The 22,261-nt window shown below is 42.3% G+C and carries 20 protein-coding genes; 10 read left to right on the forward strand and 10 right to left on the reverse strand.

The window, feature by feature from the left end:
• Positions 1–9: 9 nt before the first annotated feature.
• Together murI and F902_RS01150 are read right to left on the reverse strand one after the other, a co-directional pair.
• Positions 10–897: a glutamate racemase gene (gene murI / locus F902_RS01145; protein WP_005200405.1), complete on the reverse strand. Its 888-nt coding sequence runs from the start codon at positions 895–897 to the stop codon at positions 10–12.
• A 43-nt stretch (positions 898–940) separates the two neighbouring features.
• Positions 941–1,564: a DUF1285 domain-containing protein gene (locus tag F902_RS01150; protein ID WP_005200407.1), complete on the reverse strand. Its 624-nt coding sequence runs from the start codon at positions 1,562–1,564 to the stop codon at positions 941–943.
• Positions 1,565–1,750: 186 nt separating this feature from the next.
• On the opposite strand from F902_RS01150, the gene F902_RS01155 reads away from it, so the two are divergent.
• On the forward strand, positions 1,751–3,463 hold the full coding sequence (locus F902_RS01155) for an electron transfer flavoprotein-ubiquinone oxidoreductase (protein ID WP_005200409.1): 1,713 nt from the start codon (positions 1,751–1,753) through the stop codon (positions 3,461–3,463).
• 70 nt (positions 3,464–3,533) lie between these two features.
• Here F902_RS01155 and tusA read toward each other — a convergent pair whose 3' ends face one another.
• A complete protein-coding gene (gene tusA / locus F902_RS01160) occupies positions 3,534–3,791 on the reverse strand; it encodes a sulfurtransferase TusA (RefSeq protein ID WP_004802398.1) in 258 nt (85 codons plus the stop codon).
• A 175-nt stretch (positions 3,792–3,966) separates the two neighbouring features.
• On the opposite strand from tusA, the gene F902_RS01165 reads away from it, so the two are divergent.
• Together F902_RS01165 and lnt are read left to right on the forward strand one after the other, a co-directional pair.
• On the forward strand, positions 3,967–4,806 hold the full coding sequence (locus F902_RS01165; protein ID WP_004802396.1) for an HlyC/CorC family transporter: 840 nt from the start codon (positions 3,967–3,969) through the stop codon (positions 4,804–4,806).
• Positions 4,803–6,362, forward strand: coding sequence for an apolipoprotein N-acyltransferase (gene lnt, locus F902_RS01170; protein WP_005200412.1), 1,560 nt, complete (start codon positions 4,803–4,805; stop codon positions 6,360–6,362). Before F902_RS01165 ends, lnt begins: the two co-directional genes overlap by 4 nt.
• A gap of 1 nt (position 6,363) precedes the next feature.
• On the opposite strand, the gene F902_RS01175 is transcribed toward lnt, so the two are convergent.
• Positions 6,364–6,702 carry a tRNA-binding protein gene (locus F902_RS01175; RefSeq protein ID WP_026057580.1) on the reverse strand — a complete coding sequence of 113 codons (339 nt, stop codon included), beginning with the start codon at positions 6,700–6,702 and terminating at the stop codon, positions 6,364–6,366.
• A 244-nt stretch (positions 6,703–6,946) separates the two neighbouring features.
• On the opposite strand from F902_RS01175, the gene F902_RS01180 reads away from it, so the two are divergent.
• Positions 6,947–7,210 (forward strand): DUF2798 domain-containing protein, encoded by a 264-nt coding sequence (locus F902_RS01180; protein WP_005200416.1) that lies wholly within the window; start codon positions 6,947–6,949, stop codon positions 7,208–7,210.
• Between the two features lie 54 nt (positions 7,211–7,264).
• On the opposite strand, the gene F902_RS01185 is transcribed toward F902_RS01180, so the two are convergent.
• From F902_RS01185 to gspF, 3 genes are all read right to left on the reverse strand, one after another.
• On the reverse strand, positions 7,265–7,609 hold the full coding sequence (locus F902_RS01185) for a hypothetical protein (RefSeq protein WP_005200420.1): 345 nt from the start codon (positions 7,607–7,609) through the stop codon (positions 7,265–7,267).
• Between the two features lie 264 nt (positions 7,610–7,873).
• Entirely contained in the window at positions 7,874–8,398 is a 525-nt protein-coding gene (gene gspG, locus F902_RS01190; RefSeq protein WP_081400826.1) for a type II secretion system major pseudopilin GspG, read from the reverse strand.
• Between the two features lie 17 nt (positions 8,399–8,415).
• Entirely contained in the window at positions 8,416–9,621 is a 1,206-nt protein-coding gene (gspF, locus tag F902_RS01195; RefSeq protein ID WP_005200431.1) for a type II secretion system inner membrane protein GspF, read from the reverse strand.
• A gap of 161 nt (positions 9,622–9,782) precedes the next feature.
• Between gspF and F902_RS01200 the strand changes: the two genes are divergently transcribed.
• From F902_RS01200 to F902_RS01225, 6 genes are all read left to right on the forward strand, one after another.
• Positions 9,783–12,008 (forward strand): primosomal protein N', encoded by a 2,226-nt coding sequence (locus F902_RS01200; RefSeq protein WP_017402455.1) that lies wholly within the window; start codon positions 9,783–9,785, stop codon positions 12,006–12,008.
• 121 nt (positions 12,009–12,129) lie between these two features.
• Positions 12,130–13,947 (forward strand): cation:proton antiporter domain-containing protein, encoded by a 1,818-nt coding sequence (locus F902_RS01205; protein ID WP_005200435.1) that lies wholly within the window; start codon positions 12,130–12,132, stop codon positions 13,945–13,947.
• A gap of 119 nt (positions 13,948–14,066) precedes the next feature.
• A complete protein-coding gene (gene hslO / locus F902_RS01210) occupies positions 14,067–14,942 on the forward strand; it encodes an Hsp33 family molecular chaperone HslO (RefSeq protein ID WP_005200437.1) in 876 nt (291 codons plus the stop codon).
• Positions 14,943–15,060: 118 nt separating this feature from the next.
• Positions 15,061–15,672 carry a LysE family translocator gene (locus F902_RS01215; protein ID WP_005200439.1) on the forward strand — a complete coding sequence of 204 codons (612 nt, stop codon included), beginning with the start codon at positions 15,061–15,063 and terminating at the stop codon, positions 15,670–15,672.
• Between the two features lie 142 nt (positions 15,673–15,814).
• Positions 15,815–16,759, forward strand: coding sequence for a DnaJ C-terminal domain-containing protein (locus F902_RS01220; protein WP_005200440.1), 945 nt, complete (start codon positions 15,815–15,817; stop codon positions 16,757–16,759).
• 11 nt (positions 16,760–16,770) lie between these two features.
• Positions 16,771–17,097 carry a chaperone modulator CbpM gene (locus F902_RS01225; protein ID WP_004802375.1) on the forward strand — a complete coding sequence of 109 codons (327 nt, stop codon included), beginning with the start codon at positions 16,771–16,773 and terminating at the stop codon, positions 17,095–17,097.
• A 28-nt stretch (positions 17,098–17,125) separates the two neighbouring features.
• Here the strand turns inward: F902_RS01225 and F902_RS01230 are convergent, their stop codons facing one another.
• From F902_RS01230 to pnp, 3 genes are all read right to left on the reverse strand, one after another.
• The gene (locus tag F902_RS01230) at positions 17,126–18,349 is read right to left on the reverse strand and encodes a magnesium transporter CorA family protein (RefSeq protein WP_005200442.1); all 1,224 of its coding nucleotides are present in this window, start codon (positions 18,347–18,349) and stop codon (positions 17,126–17,128) included.
• Between the two features lie 140 nt (positions 18,350–18,489).
• Positions 18,490–19,812 (reverse strand): dicarboxylate/amino acid:cation symporter, encoded by a 1,323-nt coding sequence (locus tag F902_RS01235; RefSeq protein WP_004802372.1) that lies wholly within the window; start codon positions 19,810–19,812, stop codon positions 18,490–18,492.
• A gap of 260 nt (positions 19,813–20,072) precedes the next feature.
• Entirely contained in the window at positions 20,073–22,160 is a 2,088-nt protein-coding gene (gene pnp, locus F902_RS01240; RefSeq protein ID WP_171061149.1) for a polyribonucleotide nucleotidyltransferase, read from the reverse strand.
• Positions 22,161–22,261 lie beyond the last annotated feature (101 nt).

A 22,261-nucleotide genomic window follows, 5' to 3' on the forward strand; every position in this document is an offset into this window, starting at 1 on the left:
TGGCTCAATTTAGATATGAGAAACACCTAGATCGTCCAAATTTCTAACTTTCCATGTTAATTGTTCTGGTATAAGGTGCTGAAGGACTGATTGCAGTGCGACAGCATTGTTACCACTGACATAACATTCAATACGTGTAATATTATGACGCAATTTGTCACATAATAACCCATTTTTAATTAAAATATAGGTTGTTTGTCGTGCAACCGCTTGTCCAGAATCAATTAATTTTAATTTTTCTGCAAAAATCTGATGAATCGCTTGTTTTAGAAATGGATAGTGCGTGCATCCCAACACTAAATAATCGGCCCCCTGCTCAACCACAGGTTGAAGTATCTGTTGCAAGACATTTAAACACGCCTGACTCATCTCCTGACCGGCTTCTACAAACGGCACCAAGTCTAAATTCGTCACTGTTAAAACATTAACCCCAGCAGGCTCCGCAAATTTAGAGATGACATCTTTAATCAACTGACCGCGAAAGGTTGCAGGTGTTGCCAGTACTGCTACAACTTTTGACTGAGTTTGAATCACTGCGGGTTTCAATGCAGGCACTAAGCCAACAATTGGAAAACGCTCGCCATAATGGTCACGTAAATAATCCAAGCTAAATGCCGAAGCTGTATTACATGCGACAACCGCAATTTTGCAGCCTTGACGATACAACCATTCAATCGCTTGAGCCGTGAGCTGGCGGATTTCCTGATCACTACGTGCCCCATACGGAACATGTGCCGTATCGGCATAGTAGATAATCTGTTCATTGGGTAAATGTCGGGCAATCTCCTGCGCGACCGACAATCCACCTACCCCTGAATCAAAAACACCAATAGGCGCATCTGCTGATGCGTGTGGCATAGGATTGAGTAAAAGAGGCATCGATTGAACAGCTGTCATACACACTTAGGCATTGGTTTATTCGCTCTTTTAAGCTTAAACCTCAGGTGCTCAAATGCAAGACCAAATCACCACTTTTTAGTGTTAAAACCGTCTCGCCCTGCGCATTTTCAGACAAACTGCCGTAGTTCACGAGATGATAAAAACTCTGACGTTGAATCAAGGCATTCATACCAAAGCGAACATGTACATAGGGCCTTAACTCACCTTCATATTCACGCATAAAAATGGGATGTTGCTCATCAACAATCACCACATCCTGATTGATCGTCGTCAGCTGCAAATAGGTTTTACCTTCGATTTCCACCTGATCTGCCTGATTAACGAGCAAAGGCTCATCTTCGACTTCAATTTCAATCTGTTCAACTGGGGTTTTAAGATAGAATTTGCCGTCTTCTTTCCACAAGACTTTACTAAACAGGTCGAGTAGCGCTTGTCGTTTGACCAATTGACCTTCGTGCCACCATTCGCCATTGGCTTTTATGCGTAGATCCATTTTGCCGCAATGCTTTGGATGCCACTGGTCCAATGGGGGAATTGACCTTTTGTGACTTTGCTGTACATCTTTTATGTATTGTGCAATGTCGATTAAGTTTTTATCATCAGAAAACATGATTTTTCCCTGATTTTCTAAAGGGTTTTGTGGAGAATCATTTTCATTTATCATAGTTTATGCCTTGATGACGAGAAAATATGACCGCTCAGCCAATTGGCGAGACCAAGGTTTAAAACTATACTAGCCCAAACGTTTGCGAGCACATACTATCATTTGTGTTCGGCAATTCAGAACACTCATGGCAGCACCGAATCGCAATATTACGGTTGCCACCCTTAAAAATATGAGGAGTCCTACATGGAACACATCGAACGTGAAGCGATGGAGTTTGACGTAGTGATCGTTGGCGCAGGACCTTCGGGTTTATCTGCTGCGATTAAAATTCGTCAATTAGCGATTGAAAACAACCTACCTGATCTTTCTGTATGTGTTGTTGAAAAAGGCTCTGAAGTAGGTGCGCATATCCTTTCTGGTGCTGTACTTGAACCACGTGCCATGAACGAATTATTTCCGAACTGGAAAGAAGAAGGTGCGCCACTGAATGTCCCTGTAACGGGTGACGAAACATATTTCTTACTGTCTGATAGCAAAGCACAAAAAATGCCGCATTGGATGGTGCCTAAATCAATGCACAATGAAGGAAACTATGTGGTTTCTTTAGGTAATGTGGTGCGTTGGTTAGGTCAAAAAGCAGAAGAACTTGAAGTTTCAATCTTCCCAGGCTTTGCTGCTGCTGAAGTGCTTTACCATGAAGATGGTACGGTAAAAGGCATCCAAACAGGTGATATGGGGATTGGCAAAAATGGTGAGCCAACCCATAACTTCACGCCTGGCTATGAGCTGCATGCCAAATACACATTATTTGCTGAAGGCTGCCGCGGTCACCTTGGTAAGCGCCTGATTGCCAAATACAATCTAGATAAAGATGCTGATCCGCAACATTACGGTATCGGGATTAAAGAACTTTGGGAAATTGATCCTGCAAAACACAAACCAGGTTTAGTGATGCATGGCGCTGGTTGGCCTTTGTCTGAAACAGGTTCTACTGGTGGTTGGTGGTTATACCACGCAGAAAACAATCAAGTTACCATGGGCATGATCGTAGATTTATCTTATGAAAATCCACACATGTACCCATTCATGGAAATGCAACGTTGGAAAACACACCCAACTATCAAGCAATTCCTTGAAGGCGGCAAACGTATTTCTTACGGTGCTCGTGCAGTTGTGAAAGGTGGCTTCAATGCTTTACCTAAACTTACCTTCCCAGGCGGTTGCTTGATTGGTGATGATGCTGGTTTCTTGAACTTCTCAAAAATCAAAGGCTCACACACTGCAATGAAATCAGGCATGTTGTGTGGTGAAGCAGTCTTTGAAGCGATTGCGGCGGGTGTTGCCAAAGGTGGCGATCTTGCGATTGCACGTGTGCTTGAAGGCGAAGACCACTTCGATAAAGAATTAACTGCTTACACAGATAAATATAACAATTCTTGGTTAAAAGAAGAGTTATATAGCTCGCGTAACTTTGGTCCAGCGATGCATAAGTTCGGTCAATGGATTGGTGGTGCATTTAACTTTATCGATCAAAACATCTTTAAAGTGCCATTCACTTTGCATGATCTTAAACAAGACTTTGCCGTGCTTAAAACAGTGGATGCTTCTACGTTTAAGCCAAACTATCCAAAACCAGATGGCAAGTTAACTTTTGACCGTTTATCTTCTGTATTCGTATCCAATACCGTACATGAAGAAAACCAGCCTGCTCATTTGAAGTTAACTGATCCTTCAATTCCAGTGAACGTGAACTTACCGAAATGGGATGAGCCAGCTCAACGCTACTGCCCTGCAGGTGTTTACGAAATCATGGAAAATGATGACGGTTCTAAACGCTTCCAGATCAACGCAGCCAACTGTGTCCACTGTAAGACTTGTGATATCAAAGATCCATCACAAAACATTACGTGGGTAACCCCTGAAGGCGGCGGTGGTCCAAACTATCCGAATATGTAATTCAAAATAAAAAATCCGAGTTTAGACTCGGATTTTTTTATGCTTTTGTTTTATTTGGCTGAAATGACAGTTAACCCTTCTGCACCAAATAACGATATTCCGTATTGCTATTTTCATCTTGGCTTTCTTCTTTTAACACCAACTCGTGTCCGAGATGCATACAAAACTTTGGAATATCCCATGATGTAGACGGATCTGTGGCCAATACTTCAACAATATCGCCCGACTTGGCTTTGCGAATGGCTTGATGCAACATCATCACAGGTTCAGGGCAACGTAAACCTCGCGTATTGATTTGAACAGCAGGAAGTTTTGGTTGTTCAGACATCATAAAACTCAAATATTCGAAGATTCACATTTTAGCATAAACCGCTCATATAAAAACCATCAACAGTGTTTTGAAAAACTGTACGTTTTTTACATAGTATTATTGATGCATATCCGCTTTATCTTCGGTATGATGAAAATCATCTAATTGATATAGAGAGTCTTTAGGAAAGATCATGGTCGAGGAATCCAGTCCATCGTGGGGTATGCGTGGCTTAAGAAAATGGTTAGGTACCGCACCTGAAACCCGCGATGAATTACTCAAGTTAGTTCAAGACTCACGTCGCTTTTTAGAGCCAGATACTGTTGCTATGCTTGAGGGTGTTCTCGATCTGCCAGCAACCAAGATTCGAGAAGTCATGACGCCGCGTACAGCGATTATCAGCTTGCAGGAAGATGATCAATTACTTGATATTCTGCATGTGTTGATTGATTCTGCACATTCACGCTTTCCAGTATTCTCTGCGGATCAAACGGATAATGTGGTTGGTATCTTATTAGCAAAAGATCTATTGCCCTTCTTAACCGAGCGCAATGTCAAAGTCGATATTCGTTCATTGATGCGTCAGCCTGTATTTGTACCTGAAAGTGCACGTTCAGACCAAGTGTTACGCATGTTGAAAAATACCCAAACCCATATTGCGATTGTTATCGATGAATATGGCTCGACTTCTGGTTTGGTTACCCTCGAAGATATTCTCGAAGAGATTGTTGGTGAAATTGAAGATGAGCACGATATTGCAGATGAAGAAGCACTGTATATCGTCCCAGACAATGACCCGACCACAGCCAATACTTGGATTGTGCAGGCACTTACACCAATCGAACACTTCAACACTATTTTAGATGCTGATTTTTCTGACGATGAAGTTGAAACTATGGGCGGTTTACTGCTACAAGAGATTGGTTTAGTGAGCGATTTACAAGGTCAAACCATTGAACTTGGCGATTGGCAATTTACCATTATTGAAGCAGATGCACGCACTATCCATCTGATTCGAGCTGTCCGTCAATGAGAACCTATTTTGAGAAGCTGTTAAATCCATCTCAAGCACAAACCCAGCTTCCTTTTATTTTCCCCCTATTGATTGCACTGATTTCAGGTGCAATCTTTAGTTTGGCTTTAGCCCCATATTATTTTTGGTGGCTTGCGATTCTATCGCCTGCACTATTGTATGCCGTATTACGTCAACGTAGCCCACGCCAAGCTTTTGCGTTGGGTTGGGCCTATGGTTTTGGTTTATGGTTTGTCGGCGCATTTTGGCTGTATACCTCAATCCATACCTATGGTGATACCAATGCCTTTCTAAGCATTTTGATGATTGTCTTTATGGCAGCCGCAATGGGCTTATTTACCGCATTTCAAACCTGGTTGTATCGTCGCTTTTTCCCTGAAACACCGCTGACTTTCGCGCCACTCTGGGTGTTGTTTGAGTGGGCCAAAACTTGGGTATTCACAGGTTTCCCATGGTTATTTGCAGGTTATGCCTTCACTGAACGCTTACTCGATGGCTATGCACCTTTATTCGGGGTCTATGCCGTTTCATTTGTCGTGATTGTATTGGCCTGTGCCTTGGTTGAGATTTTAAACCGTCGTTGGTTCTGGGCCATTCCTTCTGCACTTCTCATATTAGGTGCTTGGGGCGCTGGTTTTATTCAATTTGTGCAGCCAAAAGCAGCGAAGCCGCTGAGTGTTTCACTGATTCAAGGGAATATTCCGCAAGATCTGAAATGGCTGACTGAATATCAGATTAAAACTTTAGAAATCTATGCCACTCTGACACGCGCAGAATGGGGCCGTGATCTCATCGTTTGGCCTGAATCATCAATTCCAATGTTCCAGACCGATATTCAAGAGTTCTTAGATGCAATGTCGGCACAAGCCAAGAAAACCGATACCGCTTGGGTCACAGGTATTCCCTACTGGGATCTAGCCAAATCGCAGCAAGTGGGTGAGCCGTTATATTACAACAGTATTATGGCATCGGGTAGCGACTCCTTTGGCTTGTATAAGAAACAACGTTTAGTACCCTTTGGCGAATATATTCCATTGTCAGGCATGCTGAAATGGGTACTGCCTGCGATGCAGAACGATGTCAGCATGAGTGGTTTTTCACGCGGAGAAGCCAATCAAAAACCGCTGACTGTAAAAGGTCATGCACTGGCAGCCGCCATTTGCTATGAAGTAGCCTATCCAAACCTGACTCGTCGTAATGCTGCTAATAGTGACTTCTTAATCACCGTATCGAATGATGCTTGGTTCACGGGGACGGCTGGACCTTGGCAACATCTACAAATGGTACAGATGCGTGCCAAAGAAAATGGTCGTTGGTTTATTCGTGCCACCAATACAGGTGTGACCGCATTTATCGATCAGCATGGTCATATTGTTAAACAGGCGCCAATGGATCAAGAAGCCGTGTTACGTGGCGAATTACCTGCCATGCAAGGGCAAACTCTCTATAATCGTTTAAGTGATTACCCGATCTTGATTTTCTCATTGCTTTTATTAATCGTAGGCTGGATCTATCGTCCACGTAAAGTTGATATTAGCTTCAAATCACGTCGATAAATTACAGTAACTTTGTGCCCAGAGGAACATCAAACTCTGGGACACAAAGCGCGACATCCCCGTCTGCATTATGAAAACCTGTCACCAAACATTCGGACTGAATCGGCCCAATCTGTTTTTTCGGGAAATTCACGACAGCAACCACCAATTTTCCAATCAAATTCTCAGGTTGATACAACTTGGTAATTTGTGCACTGGATTTTCTGATCCCCAGCTCTTCACCAAAATCCACCTGCAAAATATAAGCGGGTTTTCGCGCTTGTTGAAACACTTCCGCTTGAATGATTCTACCCACACGTAATTCAACCTTGGTAAAGTCATTCCATTCGATCTGTTGCATGCTTTTTCCTTTTCTCTCTTTTAAGCCCAGTTGCAGCATAGCGAATCTATCCAACTCAATAAATACGCTTATTTTTATTTTCAATTGAGCAACTTCATGCTAAATTAAATTTGCTGATCATAAAGCCGTAAACGTTTACGTCAATCAACGTGCCAACATATCTCCAACAAAGCTTGGAGCTATTTGATCAAGATATTTTTATCTTTGATCAGGCACTGGCGTTTGTTGGTTTACGGAGTAAAAAATGCAGAGTTCAAAATCTTCTAGTTTTAATTTTCAAAAAATTCCTAATCGTTACGCATCCATTGTTTTACCCTTCTTCTTGTCCATTATTATGACTTTTATTGTGTCTTGTATTAGTACGCTCAGAAGTATGGGTTTTGAGCAGTTCTCTTTTGCAACGTGGATGTCAGCATGGGGAATTTCTTGGCTGATCGCATTTCCTGTGCTGCTCTTGGTCTTGCCTATCGTGCGTAAAATGACAATGCTCTTGGTGCGACCAGTTTAAATTTAGACCAAAAAAACGTAGATCTTGAGTCTACGTTTTTTGAATATCTTCAGCTTAGAAATTAATCGACAATTGCACCGATAAATACGCCACCAGACTCGATAAAAACAGCATCGGAATATATCGATAGGCTTTAAATACAAGCTGCTCATATTTAGAAATCAGCTCATGGTTATCCCAGACACTGGTTTTTAAGGCACTTAAAAAACACAATACAAACCATGCACTCAACATACTCAGTGCAAAAAAGCCGATCATGATTTGACTACTTCCTTCTGAAGCTTGCCACAATGTTAAAGCACCTTCACTAAAGGGTAATAGGCTTAAGATGAGCAATACAGATTTAAGCATCGCCCAATGAAACTGATTCAGTTCATCCAACATAAAGAATGCTTTCATCTGATTTCTCCACATCTTATTTTTCAATGGCTTGAATTTATTATGCAAAGCTTTGATCTAAAGAAATAGTCTATTTTTCTGCATAATTTCTTTTTCTTGTAACTATCAAATATGGGAATAATTCTTATTATAACTCTCACATATTTAATATTTTATTCATTTTATATTTTTCAAATAGTTATGTTATTTTATTGAATTAAGAAACATTATCACTTCACTCTCTATTTATTTAATACAAAAGTGAAGTGATATTTTATTCAAGCATTATGGCTGATAATAAATATCCGCATCATTGCCTTCGCCACCTTCTTTACCATCCGCGCCAAACGAATATAAATCAAATGCACGACCTTCACGACCTGGGATCACATACTGTAAATCATTCTCCCAACTGTCTTTTGGATAGCCACCTTTGACATAACCACCCGGTAACCAGTTCTTTGCAGAAGCAGGTTGATTCACCAACGCATCTAGACCACCATCTTGCATCGATGGGTAACGACCATTGTCCAACTTATATTGATCTAAAGCACCCGCAACACCTTTTAAGGTAATACTGGTGGTATCCACTTTGGCCTTTTCACCACGACCCATCACGTTCGGAACGATCAGTGCAGCCAAAACACCAAGAATTACAATAACAACCATCACTTCAATGAGTGTAAATCCTGAGACCCGATTAAACCGAGCAGCGCTCGGTCGGGTCGTAAGACGAGAAGCTATGCTTCGAGTGGCAGGATTCAAGCTTTGTTCAACATTGTGCTTATTCATTGAATTATTCATATTCATCTCTTACATGTCACTCATTAAATCATATTGTTCATATTAATAATTGGCAACATTACCGCAATCACAATCACCAATACAATTGCTGCCATAAAAATCAGCATCAAGGGTTCGAGTAACGCCAGTAATGTGGAAATAAAGGTAGTGACCTCACGATCTTGCATGGTCGATGCCCGATCCAACATCCGATCCAGCTCACCAGACGCTTCACCACTTCGAATCATTTGTACCATCATTGGTGGAAAATAACCGCAACGCTCCAATTGCGTTGCCAAATTACCACCTTCTGTTACACGCTCCATCGCCACTTCAATCGCATCACGAATCACCCAGTTATTACTGACTTCAGCACCGATACGGAGGGCTTCAACCAAAGGCACCCCTGAACGGGTTAGAATCGATAAGGTACTGGCAAAACGTGCCGCATTTATACCACGCGAAAGTTTACCAAATAGTGGCAGTCTGAGCGTTAATCGGTCAAATGCATAATGTCCTGCCGTGGTTCTTAAAAAACGGGTAAACAAGATCATCGCGATAAAGGCCAGAATAAGCATGCCCAACCAAGTATGTCGAATAAAGGCACTGGCTTTCATCAAGGCAACCGTAATCCAAGGTAAGGCTTCTTTGCTTTGTTCAAAGGTCTTGACGATTTCAGGTACGACATAGGTCATCAAACCCATCACGATCCCGAAAGACATCAGCATCAGTACAATCGGATAGATCATTGCACCCTGCACTTTCTTCTGCATGGCAAAACGATTTTCGGTGTAGTCCGACAACTGATCTAAGATTAAATCAAGATGGCCTGAGCGCTCGCCTGCAGCAACGGTGGCAATATACAGTTCGGGAAAGCGACCCGATTGCTGCATACTTTTCGCCAGTGAATGTCCTTCTAGAACCTTGGACCGTACGGCGATTAATAGGTTTTGCACATGTGATTTTTCACTTTGCTTACTCACTGCACGTAGTGCTTCTTCAAGTGGAATACCTGCAGCAACTAACACAGAAAGCTGTCGGGTCATTAATGCCAAATCATAGGCACTAAAGCTTTTTTTAAACCATGAACGTTGTTGCTGTTTGTCTTTTTGCTCAACGGCATCGACCGCAATGGGTGTCCATGCTTTATCGCGTAACTGTTGACGAATTTGGCGTGCAGAATCCCCTTCCAGCACACCTTTATGTTGCTTTCCTGAGGCATCAAGCGCGGTAAATTGATAAGCAGGCATGGTTCTGTTCTAATTGTCCCAAAATAGTTGTTGTTACCGTTGCATCCGTGTTTGAAGTGAAACCTGAGCGTTTCACAAGAAATTCATCGACATAACACTTCGCACTTTAGCATAATTCCATGACATGCAGTCATGCCATTTTACCCATGAATGAAGCCTATATGCCTAGCCAAAATTCTAACGCTATTCTCTACCGTATTCGAGTCGCGATACCCGTCTATGTGTATGACACCTTTGACTATACAGTCAGTGCTGAGCAATATGCACAGGCACAAATCGGTGCACGCGTTGCCATTTCTTTTGGCCGGCAAAACCTCGTGGGAATTATTACTGAAAAAGTAGATCCTCACGAAGTATTTACAGGACAATTCAAACTTAAGGCCATCACAGAATTACTCGATCAGGAAACGATTCTAGACCAACAAGTTTTAACTTTGTTGACATGGTCAGCACAATATTACCAATTCCCGATTGGTGAAGTAATGCAAAGTGCCCTGCCCAGCTTATTAAGACAAGGGCGTGCCTTAGATATCCTGTTTCATTTATGGAAGATCATTCCCCATGAAGACCCAGCCTCTTTATTAAAACGCTCTCAAAAACAATATGATGCTTATCAGGTTCTTAAACTGCATCCAAACGGCACCACTGAAAATGTGCTCAATCTAAGTGGTGTAGAAACCTCAACCCTCAAAGCCCTAGAAAAGAAAGGCTTGGTTGAATGCTGTCTTGAACCACATGATTTCACCCCAACACCAGTACAACTGGCACAAGTACCTTTGACACCGAACGAAGATCAAAAGAAAGCGATTCAACAGATCCTCAAAGTGCAGCATCAATACCAAGCATTTTTATTGGATGGTTTGACTGGCAGTGGTAAAACTGAAGTCTATTTGCAAGTCATGTATGAGGTATTAAAACAAGGTAAACAGGTGCTGGTACTGGTACCTGAAATTGGCTTAACCCCGCAAACGGTCGCTCGTTTTAAGTCACGCTTTCATTGTGATGTTGCCTTACTACATTCAGGCTTAAATGATTCAAAACGCATGCAGGCGTGGCAACATGCGCAAACGGGCAAAGCCTCGATTATTATTGGTACACGTTCTGCAATTTACACCCCACTCCCTCAGCTGGGTTTAATTATCTTGGATGAGGAACATGATCTCTCTTTTAAGCAGCAAGAAGGTTTTCGCTACCATACCCGTGATGTGGCCCTATATCGTGGACATTTGCAGAATTGCCCCGTCATCCTCGGCTCTGCCACACCGAGTATCGACAGTTATCACTTGGTAGAATCGGGCAAGTTACATTTGCTTGAGTTAAATCAACGGGCGGGCGTGGCGGTACTGCCAAAGATGCATGTCGTAGACTTAAAAATCGCAAAAAAGAAGCACGGACTCAGTCAAACCCTGATTGAACAGATCAAGCATACTTTGGAGCGTAAAGAACAAGTGCTGATCTTTTTAAATCGACGCGGCTATGCACCGATCCTGATGTGTGAAAGCTGTGGTTGGCAAGCCAACTGCCCACATTGTGATGCGCATTTTACTTTGCATTCACAGCCCTATCATTATTTACATTGCCATCACTGCGGCACCATCAATCGCCTGCCTGATCATTGTCCTGCATGTCAGAAACAAAGCTTAAAAACCATTGGTGCAGGCACAGCAAAACTTGAAGAACACTTACAAGAGTTATTCCCACACCATGAAGTGATTCGGGTCGACCGTGACAGTACCAGCAAAGTGGGTAGCTGGCAGAAAATTTATGATCGCATTCAACAAAATAAACCCAATATTTTGTTGGGTACACAGATGCTGGCCAAAGGTCACCATTTCCCACATGTGACGCTCGTTGCGATTTTAGATATTGATGCAGGCTTGCTCAGTGTTGACCCGCGCGCGCCTGAACGTACCGCACAACTGATTGTACAAGTTGCTGGTCGTGCTGGTCGAGGCGAGCATAAAGGTAGTGTCTATTTACAAAGCCTGCGCCCCGATCACCCGATGCTGACCACTTTAATTGAGCATGACTACCGTACTGTCGCCAAACAAATGCTGGCTGATCGTAAAATCGCACTACTTCCACCCTATCGCTATGCGGTATTGGTTCGGGTCGAATCTAAAGATCGAGACTATAGTCAGCAATTCTTAGCGGATATTGCACAACAATTACGGACAATGGCTGGAGATTTAGTCGATATTTGGGGACCGATTCCCGCACCGATGGAACGTAAAGCAGGCCGTTATCGTGCACATATGGTGATTTTGTCTAGCGATCGAGCAAAACTGCATTTTTATTTGCGTCAATGGTGGCAACACGTCGTACACTTACCTCGCCAGCATCTACTGAGGCTATCGATTGATGTTGATCCGCAAGAGTTTAGTTAGAGGCTTAGTCTGAGCGTGTTCAAGTCATTGAACGTTTTCCAATATCATCTTTTTAGATCATATTTTTACAGACGACTCATTTGAGTTAGTCTAGACAAAATAGAAAAATTTGAGGCATTCAATGTCTTTACTGCTACCGATTATTTTTTTACTGGCTGCGGCTTTAATTTTTGTTCCATTAGCAAAACGCTATGCCGCCAATACTGTTCTGGGTTATCTGATTGCAGGACTGTTACTTGGCTCCAGTGTTTCGGGTCTGATTGAAAATCCTCAGTTCATCGAGCAATTGCTACATTTTGGTATGATTGCAATCATGTTATTTGTCGGTTTTGCTTTTCGACCACAACAACTTTGGCTCGAGCGTAGAGGCATTCTAAAAAACAGCGGATTACAACTCCTAATCATTACTCTTGTTGTGATTGGCGCATGTTTTTTACTGTTTAATGATGTGCTAACCAGTCTGATTCTCGGATGTGCTTTAGCGCTATCCGCAGTCGCTTTACCATTACAACTCCTAGAAAAAAAACAGCAACTCAATAACAAATTAGGACAAGCGACTTTAGCAACCTTGCAATTTCAAGCCTTTGTTGCCGTCATCTTGATTGTGTTATTTCCATTACTTGAAGACACTGCTTCTACACGGCATGGCATTGCCTATTTTGCAGCAATCATCGCGACATTTTCAGGATTATTCTTAGCCAGCCGCTATTTAGTTCGTCCGGCATTCCGTTTTTTAGCCCGTAAACACAGTATTCATTTGATTCCTGTCCTCAGTTTACTGGTCTTTCTTTCTGTCATCCTCATCATGGATATTTTAAATATCCATATTCTAATTGGTGCATTTCTGGGAGGCTTATTACTCGCAGAGACAGAATTTAAAAGTGAAGTTGAACGCATTCTTGAACCCTTTAAAGATGCTGCAACAGGTCTATTTTTTCTGGCCATCGGCTTGGGGCTTTCACTGCAACCCCTTATCCAAACACCATTATTGATCATCGCATCAATCTTTGGTTTAGTTGTGATCAAGGCTGCTGTTGTTACAGCAATCAGCTATTACCAACAACGTCATGCCAAGCTCAGTACCCTGTTTGCAATCATCTTGGCTCAAAGTGGTGAACTCAGTTTTATTTTACTCAAACTGGCAGAAAGCGAGAACTTGCTGACCAAAGATCTTCTGCAACCGACCTTACTCATTGTATTTGGTTCAATGCTATTGACCCCACTGCTGTATTGGTTATTTGATTCAAAAGTTTTACCAAAATTGCAGAAGAGGGTGTCAGTACAGATTGACGATGTCCCTCAACACCCGATTCTTATTTTGGGCTTTGGCCGTTTTGGACAAGTCATCGCACGGGCCTTACACGCTCAAAGCAAACAATTCAGTGTCATTGATAGCAATCAACCCGACGCTGATTTTATCGAACAATATGGGCACCGTTTCTTTGATGCCGATGTCACCCAAGTCGAGAACTTACGTGCTGCAGGCATTGAATATTGTAAATTATTGATTATTGCAATTGATGATGTTGAAGACAGTATGAATCTGGCGCGGCATCTACGTTTGAACTATCCAGATTTAACCCTGTTTGTACGAGCACGTGACCGCCATCATGCGCATTTACTCAATGATTTAGGCATACAACATATTTGGCGTGAAACCTATGCTTCATCGTTAAATATGGCACAACAGGCATTGATTGAAACGGGTCTCTCCGTTGAAGATGCACATATTCAAATTGAGCGTTTTAAACAGGAAGATGAAAAGCTGCTCATGCAGCAACATTGGTCCCATGATCAACAAGATATCCTTGAAAACTATCCTAGTGCGATTGCAGAGCTTGAGTATTTGTTTGAAAACACAAAAACTTTAAGATTAGATCGCTTGATCAATGATCAAAACACACAAAGTGATGCAAATTCACTCAATGAAACATCTTGAGTTTTGGCAAACTGACACCATTATTGACTGCATAACCATGCACCTTTTTATAAAGCCTGAAGTGCTTTACAAGGCAAAGCGTTGCTTTGTTTTCCCCTTAGGGGGTACTGGAGAAAAATATGTCTGATTTACGCCAACGCTTTTTTATCGAAGACTGCCCTGTTCGCGGTGAAGTAGTGCATTTAGAAGAAGCGCTTCAAACGATTTTGGCGCAACGTGAATATATGCCTGCGGTACAAAGCCTGTTAGGTGAAATGCTCAGTGCAACAGCCTTACTTGCCAGTACACTCAAGATTCGTGGTCGTATTAGCTTACAGATCCAAGCAAATGGAACATTTAAATGGGCCATGGCTGAGTGCAACCATTTAGGTGAAGTTCGCGCATTGGCGGATTACGAAGAAGATCCTCGTTTCGTTGAAGGTAGCGACAGTCGTACTGTGCTTGCGGCTTTAACCAACCCAGTGCTGTTCATCAACATTGAACCTGAACACGGCGAACGCTATCAAGGGATCGTTCCACTTGATCAACCGACCTTGGCAGGTTGTTTGACACAGTATTACGATTTGTCTGCGCAGATCCCAACCCACATTGTATTGGCAACCAATAACCAACGTTCGGGTGGTCTATTGATTCAATTACTTCCTCGTAATGATGAAGAAGAGCAAAAGTTGGTTGATGAAGATCTATGGCCACGTTTGACCATGCTCACTGAAACCCTTAAGCCGGAAGAGCTGACTGATCTATCAGCAAATGAAATTCTCTATCGCTTGTATAACGAAGAGGAAGTGCGTTTGCCTGAGGTCGAACAGTTAAAATTTGGTTGTACTTGTTCCAAAGAACGTTGTGCCAATGCCTTGATCCAAATTGGTGTTACTGCAGTCCATGAAACACTGGAAGCGCAAAACCCAATCCAAATGGATTGTCAGTTCTGTAATACACGTTATGAATTTACAGCAGAAGAAGCTTTAGGTTTGTTCGGTGAACATTTAAGTTAATTGACTAAATGTTAAAAAATAAAAAAGACGGACTTCCGTCTTTTTTTATTTTGTATTAAGGTCTATGCGCTAAAACAATTTTCAAATCTCCCAATAACATAGACCTAAAATTTGACTTATGAATTACTTCGAATACTTGCTGTTTATCATCAGTGTGGTTGTACTGATTGCTACGCCTGGTCCTGTGATGATTTTGGTCGCCAGTGCTGGCCTTAAGGGTGGCTATAAAAAAGCACTAGAGACAATTTTTGGAACCAACCTCGCCTCTTTAATCCTGATTTTTATTTCCGTACTCATTCTCAAGGGTTTTCTCACCATTGATGAAAACTACCTAAAAGCCATTCGCATATTAGGTTGCCTTTATATTGCCTATCTGGGTTATAGCATTATTAAAGAAGTGCTTCAGGCACCACATCCAACTGCCATCCAAACTGTGTCAGCACAAAGTGGCGGCTTTAAAAAAGGCTTTCTCGTGGGAATTTCCAATCCGAAAGATATTATTTTCTTTTCGGCTTTTTTCCCGCAGTTTATTAACATCTCATCGAATATCAATTTCAGTTTAAGCCTACTGACTGTGACGTGGATTGTCTTGGATTTCCTAACCCTGTCTTTGGTGTATCTGTTCTTTCGTAGCCTATCTCAAAGCAGCATCTATCCGAAGATTCTGGGATTATGTGGTGTTCTACTGATCTTGATTGCCGTTTATGGACTGGTCGATACCTTTATATAAAATCGACATCAAGTCCACATTAAAAACCTTAACGATGTACATTTTTAGCCAAACAGAACAAGTCTTATACAATCGAATCCATTGAAATCTCTTGGATTCGTTTCATAATAAAACAAACACATCATTATATTTATTATAGATCATGGCAAAAAATTATTATGAAGAGCTGGGTGTTTCAAGAGACGCCTCAGCAGATGAAATCAAAAAAGCCTATCGAAAATTGGCACGTAAATATCATCCTGACATTAGCAAAGAAGCCGATGCTGAAGCCAAAATGCAGGCGATTAATGTCGCCTATGACACGTTGAGTGACAGTACCAAAAAAGCTGAATATGACCAGATGCTGGATCATCCACAAGGTTTCTCTAATTTTGGACAAGGCAATCAAAGTGGTTTTGACGGTTCACAATTCTATCGCCAAAGTTCAGGCGATGGTGCTGACTTTAGTGGATTTGAGGACTTATTTGGCCGTTTTGGTTCTGGCTTTGGTGGAGGACAGCAACGCTCTCAGCGTCAACAACGTAGCTATCGTGGTGAAGATCAACATGCCAGCATTCAAGTTGATTTAGATATTGCCTATCACGGTTCAACCCAACAAATTACCCTACAGATTCCGACTTATAACGTTTATGGTGAACCTGAGGTACAACGTAAAACCTTAGAGGTTAAAATTCCAAAAGGCATGAAGGAAGGTCAACAAATTCGCTTAAATGGTCAAGGTCAGAGTGGTATTAATAGCGGCGAAAATGGTGACCTATACATTGAGATCCAATACAAAGACACAGATAGAATTCGTGTCGAAGGTGCCGATGTGTATCAAACCATTGATGTCAGTCCTTGGGAAGCTGGTATAGGGCAAAGCATCGAGCTTAGTACCCCTGCTGGGCAGCTCAAAGTTAACTTACCAAAAAATGCCAAGAATGGGCAACAACTGCGTTTAAAAGACAAAGGCATTCCAAACAAAACTGCGGGACATTTATACCTGATTATTAATATTGTTTTACCACCAGTGCACAATGAGCAAGAGCAACAGGCCTACCAACAATTTGCCGATGCCTTTGCTTCATTCCGACCTCGCGCCTCATAAGGAGTAAGATCATGACAACCATTCAATACAAAGAAATTCAATATGACGGTCATAGCCAAGTTGAAATCATTGATGAACAATTGGCACTTGATCTTGAGCACTTCGCTGAGGCATGCGGTCAAAGTACCGACTGGGTGTTAAAACTGATTGATTACGATATTTTGCAGATTTCTGTGGAACCGCAAAGCTATCAGTTTATTGGTGAAGATGTCAGTCGGGCTAGACGTGCTTACCGTTTACAACGTGACTTCGATGCAAGCTTATCAGCCGTAGCGGTGATGCTGGATTTAATCGATGAAGTGCAACAGCTGCGTAAACAGCTCAAGCATTTTCATTAAGCCATCCTGTAAATGACCAAGCCCATCCCTATTTCAGCTTGGTCATTTTCTCCACTTCTTTCAGCGTTTGCTTAATCGGTTCATAATCCAAAAACCACAACAGATTAAAATTACGCTGCCGATGCTGCTGTGCCAGTAAATCAATCACACTGCGCTCACCGCGCCCAACCAAATGCTGCCGATAAAAATAATACAGTAAAAATACTGTGCTCATCAGCATCACACCCAGCATGATCCAGAAGCCAACAGGTGACTTCAGCCCAGGGATAAACTCAAAGTTCATACCATAGACCCCAGTCAATAAAGTCAGTGGTGCAAAGATGGCGGTAATAATGGCCAAGATGCGCATGTTTTCATTGGTTTGATTGGCAATTGCAGAAAAGTGTAAATCGATAGCCGATTGAATGGCATTTCTTAAGCGCAAGGTATGCTTTTGCACTCGTTCCACATGACTCATCAGATCGTTTAGACGTACCAATAAAATGTCTTGTGCTTTATGCTTATGCTCACCGACCACATGATGATAATTATCGACCAGTTCATCTCTAAATTCCTGCAGGGTTTCGATCTGCTCCTCGCAGAGATTTTCGATTTGCTGAAAGGCCATATCTTCATGGAACAATTGATGCCATTGCTTAAAACGACGATTGCCCTGTAAAAGTTGTTGTTGCCAATATTCAACCCGACGCGTTAACGGCGTGCGTAAATTCAGATAACCATCAATCATGCTATTCAATAAGCGTAGGCATAAATCTGCGGGAGTGCTGGCTAACTTACGTGGTTTATTCTGCTCGGTACTCGGTCGTCCCATAATGGTCTGAATACGCTGAATATAGCTCTCTACCGCCTGATTGCCCTGCTCTCTCACACTCACCAAAACCGTGGGGGTTAAGATAAAACTCATGGGTGTGGTCGCCAAACCAAAAACACTTTCATGCGATTCTGAAGCACTCTCATTTGCCAAAATCTGGTCATCTGGGCTAATCAGTTTGCGAAACACCAACAGGTCATATTCCTCCACCGTATCAAATGCGCAAGGGTGTTCGATATTGAGTAAATCCCGCAAATGGAATTCATTCAGTACCAATCCTGTATGCTCATAAATATTCTTCTGCCAAGCCTCTGTATGATTCACCAGATCCTGCCTAAGACTATCCACCCATAAAAATTCAAGCGTATGTTCTGTTTGTTGTTCCGCACTGATAAAAATCGTATTTTCACTGTTATGACGATAAAAATAATAAAGTTGCATAGGACAATAGAAATTAGAATGGCGATAGAAATGCTGCCACGAAGCCAGATAAAAAGCTACGGCTATTACAGGACTGAAACGACATCCAATAAAAAAGCCTCACATGCACAGCATGGAGGCTTTTCCTAATCATAGGAAGATTACACTTCTTTCTTCTCAACCACACCATATTTAAGGGCTTGGTCAAGTTGCTCTTTGTCCAAGGCATTATCCCATTTTGCCACCACGATTGTCGCACAAGCATTACCCACCAAGTTGGTTAATGCACGGCATTCTGACATGAAACGGTCGATACCCAGAATCAATGCCATACCTGCGACTGGAATTGCAGGAACAACTGACAGGGTTGCAGCCAGAGTAATAAAGCCCGCACCTGTGATGCCTGCTGCACCTTTAGAACTCAGCATCGCGACCAATAGAATGGTGATTTGTTGCGTGAGGGTTAATTCAATATTACAGGCTTGGGCGATGAACAATGCCGCCAATGTCATGTAGATATTGGTACCATCAAGGTTAAATGAATAACCCGTTGGAATCACCAGACCAACCACCGACTTTTCACAGCCTGCTTTTTCCATTTTTGCCATCAAGGACGGTAATGCTGCTTCTGATGAGCTTGTTCCGAGTACCAACCAAAGTTCGTCTTTAATATAACGAATCAGATCAATAATCGAGAAACCATTATAGCGAGCCACTGCGCCCAAAATAATAATCACGAACAGCAAAGCGGTAATGTAGAAGGTCGCAATCAATAACATCAAATTACCGATTGAACTGATCCCATAAGCACCAATGGTAAAGGCCATGGCACCGAATGCACCAATCGGCGCAAACTTCATCAACATACCGACTAAGGTAAATACTGGCGTAGTGAGCTGCTGTAGAAAATCTGTGACTGGACGACCTAAATCACCTGATTTTGCCAAAGCCAAACCAAACAATACCGCGACAAACAGGACTTGAAGAATTTGACCTGATACAAATGGACTGACCAATGTATCTGGAATAATATTCATCAAGAAGCCCGTAATCGTCGACTCATGTGCTTTGGCAGCATATTCATCAACTTTGGTACTGTGCAAGCTACTTGGATCAATATTCAAACCGTGACCTGGCTCAATCACATTCCCGACAATCAATCCTACGATCAAGGCCAAGGTTGAAAACGTCAGGAAGTAGATCATGGCCTTCGCGGTCACCCGACCTACACTGCCGAGGTTTTTCATGCCTGCAATCCCTGTCACAACGGTCAGGAAAATTACAGGAGCAATAATCATTTTAACTAATTTAATGAAGGCTTCGCCGAGTGGCTTCAAGCTTTCACCTAATTCTGGGAAGAAATGACCTAACAATATCCCCGCGACAATCGCGAAGATCACTTGCACATAGAGAATCTGATAAAACTTTGGTTTCTTGGGAGGCTGTTGGTCATCTTGACCTGTGGCGACATGATCGACAAGCATGTGCGATATTCCTTCATATTGAGATGAACAAATAGACTTCCGACTGTCTATCTAAAACCACATAAACGCAGGCAGGCACGGAAATTTGGGGAATTCTACGTTAATTGTGAGGCACACAATTAAAGCATTAGACTAATGTCTAATATCAAGAAATTTTATGTTTATAGTTTCAGTTTTTTATGTTCTTAACAATCATTCACTTAATAAAAAAGCGCATTGTTAAAACAATGCGCTTTTTTTAAGCAAAATGCCTGCTAGCATTAAGCTTGTTCAATGTCTTTCATTGTCAACTTGATACGACCACGGTTGTCGACATCAGCAACTTGTACTTTAACGTCCTGACCTTCTTTTAATACGTCAGTCACATTCGCAATACGCTCATTTGAGATTTGTGAAATGTGAAGCAAACCGTCAGTACCTGGCATGATATTGACGAATGCACCAAATTCAACGATACGAATAACTTTACCCGCATAGATTGTACCTGGTTCAACTTCTGCAGTAAGCGCTTGGATTTTCGCAATCGCAGCTTTCGCAGCCGCTTTAGTTTCACCAAACACGCGTACAGTACCGTTATCTTCGATATCAATCGCTGCTTTAGTCTCTTCCGTAATCGCACGGATGGTTGCACCACCTTTACCAATCACGTCACGGATCTTGTCAGGGTTGATGTTGATCACTTCAAACGTTGGCGCATGTGCATTGATTTCTGAACGTGCACGTGAAATGACTTTGTTCATTTCATTCAGGATGTGCATACGACCAGCAAATGCTTGGTTTAATGCAACTTCCATAATCTCTTCAGTGATCCCTTCGATCTTGATGTCCATTTGAAGTGCGGTAATACCGTTGGCAGAACCTGCGACTTTAAAGTCCATATCACCTAAGTGATCTTCATCACCTAAGATGTCAGAAAGAACGGCAAAACGCTCACCTTCTTTAACCAAGCCCATTGCGATACCCGCAACTGGTGCTTTCAATGGCACACCAGCATCCATAAGTGACAATGAAGCACCACATACAGAAGCCATAGAAGATGAACCATTAGATTCAGTAATATCAGATACGATACGGATCACATACGGGAAACGATCAGCCGCAGGAAGAACGGCTTGAACACCACGACGAGCCAAACGACCATGACCGATTTCACGACGCTTAGGACCTGATTCACGACCCGTTTCACCTACAGAATATGCAGGGAAGTTGTAGTGCAACATAAAGTTGTCAGTTTTGGTACCAGAAAGCGTATCAACCATCAACGCATCACGTGTATTACCCAAAGTCGTTGTAACTAACGCTTGAGTTTCACCGCGTGTGAATAATGCAGAACCGTGCGCACGACCTAATACACCAACCTGAACGTCAATACCACGAACAGTCTTGGTATCACGACCATCGATACGCGGCTTACCAGACAAGATGTTGTCACGTACAGTACGGTATTTAAGATCTTCAAATAATTCGTTTACTTCATCAGCAATACCAGTTTCGTCATTTTCAGGAACGAACTGAGCAACGGCTTCTGCATAAAGTGCATCAAGTGCTGCATAACGATCTTGCTTTACTGCAATCGTATATGCTTCAGAAATTTTCGCTTCAAAAGCAGTTTTTAATTGCTCAAGAAGTGCTTCGTTTTTGCTTGGCGCAACCCAAGTTGATTCAACTGCACCAGCTGCTGCTGCAAACTCTTTAATTGCTTGAATCGCAATTTGCATTTCGTCATGACCGAAAAGAACTGCACCCAACATTTGATCTTCTGAAAGTTCTTTCGCTTCAGATTCAACCATAAGCACAGCAGATTCTGTACCCGCAACCACAAGGTCAAGATCAGATTGTGCAAGTTGTTCAAAGTTCGGGTTAAGTACGTATTCGCCATTGATTAAACCAACACGCGCACCACCAATCGGACCACGGAATGGTGTACCTGCAATCGATAATGCAGCTGAAGTACCTAACATTGCAGCAATATCGGCATCCATCGTCTTATCAGAAGAAACAACTGTTGCTGTCACTTGGATTTCGTTGAAATAACCTTCTGGGAACAACGGACGAATCGGACGGTCAATCAGACGTGAAATTAAAGTTTCAGCTTCAGAAGCACGACCTTCACGCTTGCCATAACCACCTGGGATACGACCAGCAGCATATTGTTTTTCTTGATAGTTAACAGTTAACGGGAAAAAGTCTTGACCCGCTTTTGCTTTAGGCTGAGCCACAACCGCAACGAGCACAGTCACGCCACCCATGGTAACTAAAACTGTATTTGCTTGACGTGCAACACGACCCGTTTCTAAAACAACTTGGTGTTGACCAAATTGGAATTCTTTACGAACGATATTAAACATTGACATGTATTATATTTTCCTAGTTTTATTCTAGTGAGACCCCTAAGGTTTGGCATTCAGACTACAACTGCTGTGTAGATAAATGACAAAGCTTAGAAGCC

This window comes from Acinetobacter higginsii (genome assembly GCF_000369525.1).
Classification (GTDB): Bacteria; Pseudomonadota; Gammaproteobacteria; order Pseudomonadales; family Moraxellaceae; genus Acinetobacter; species Acinetobacter higginsii.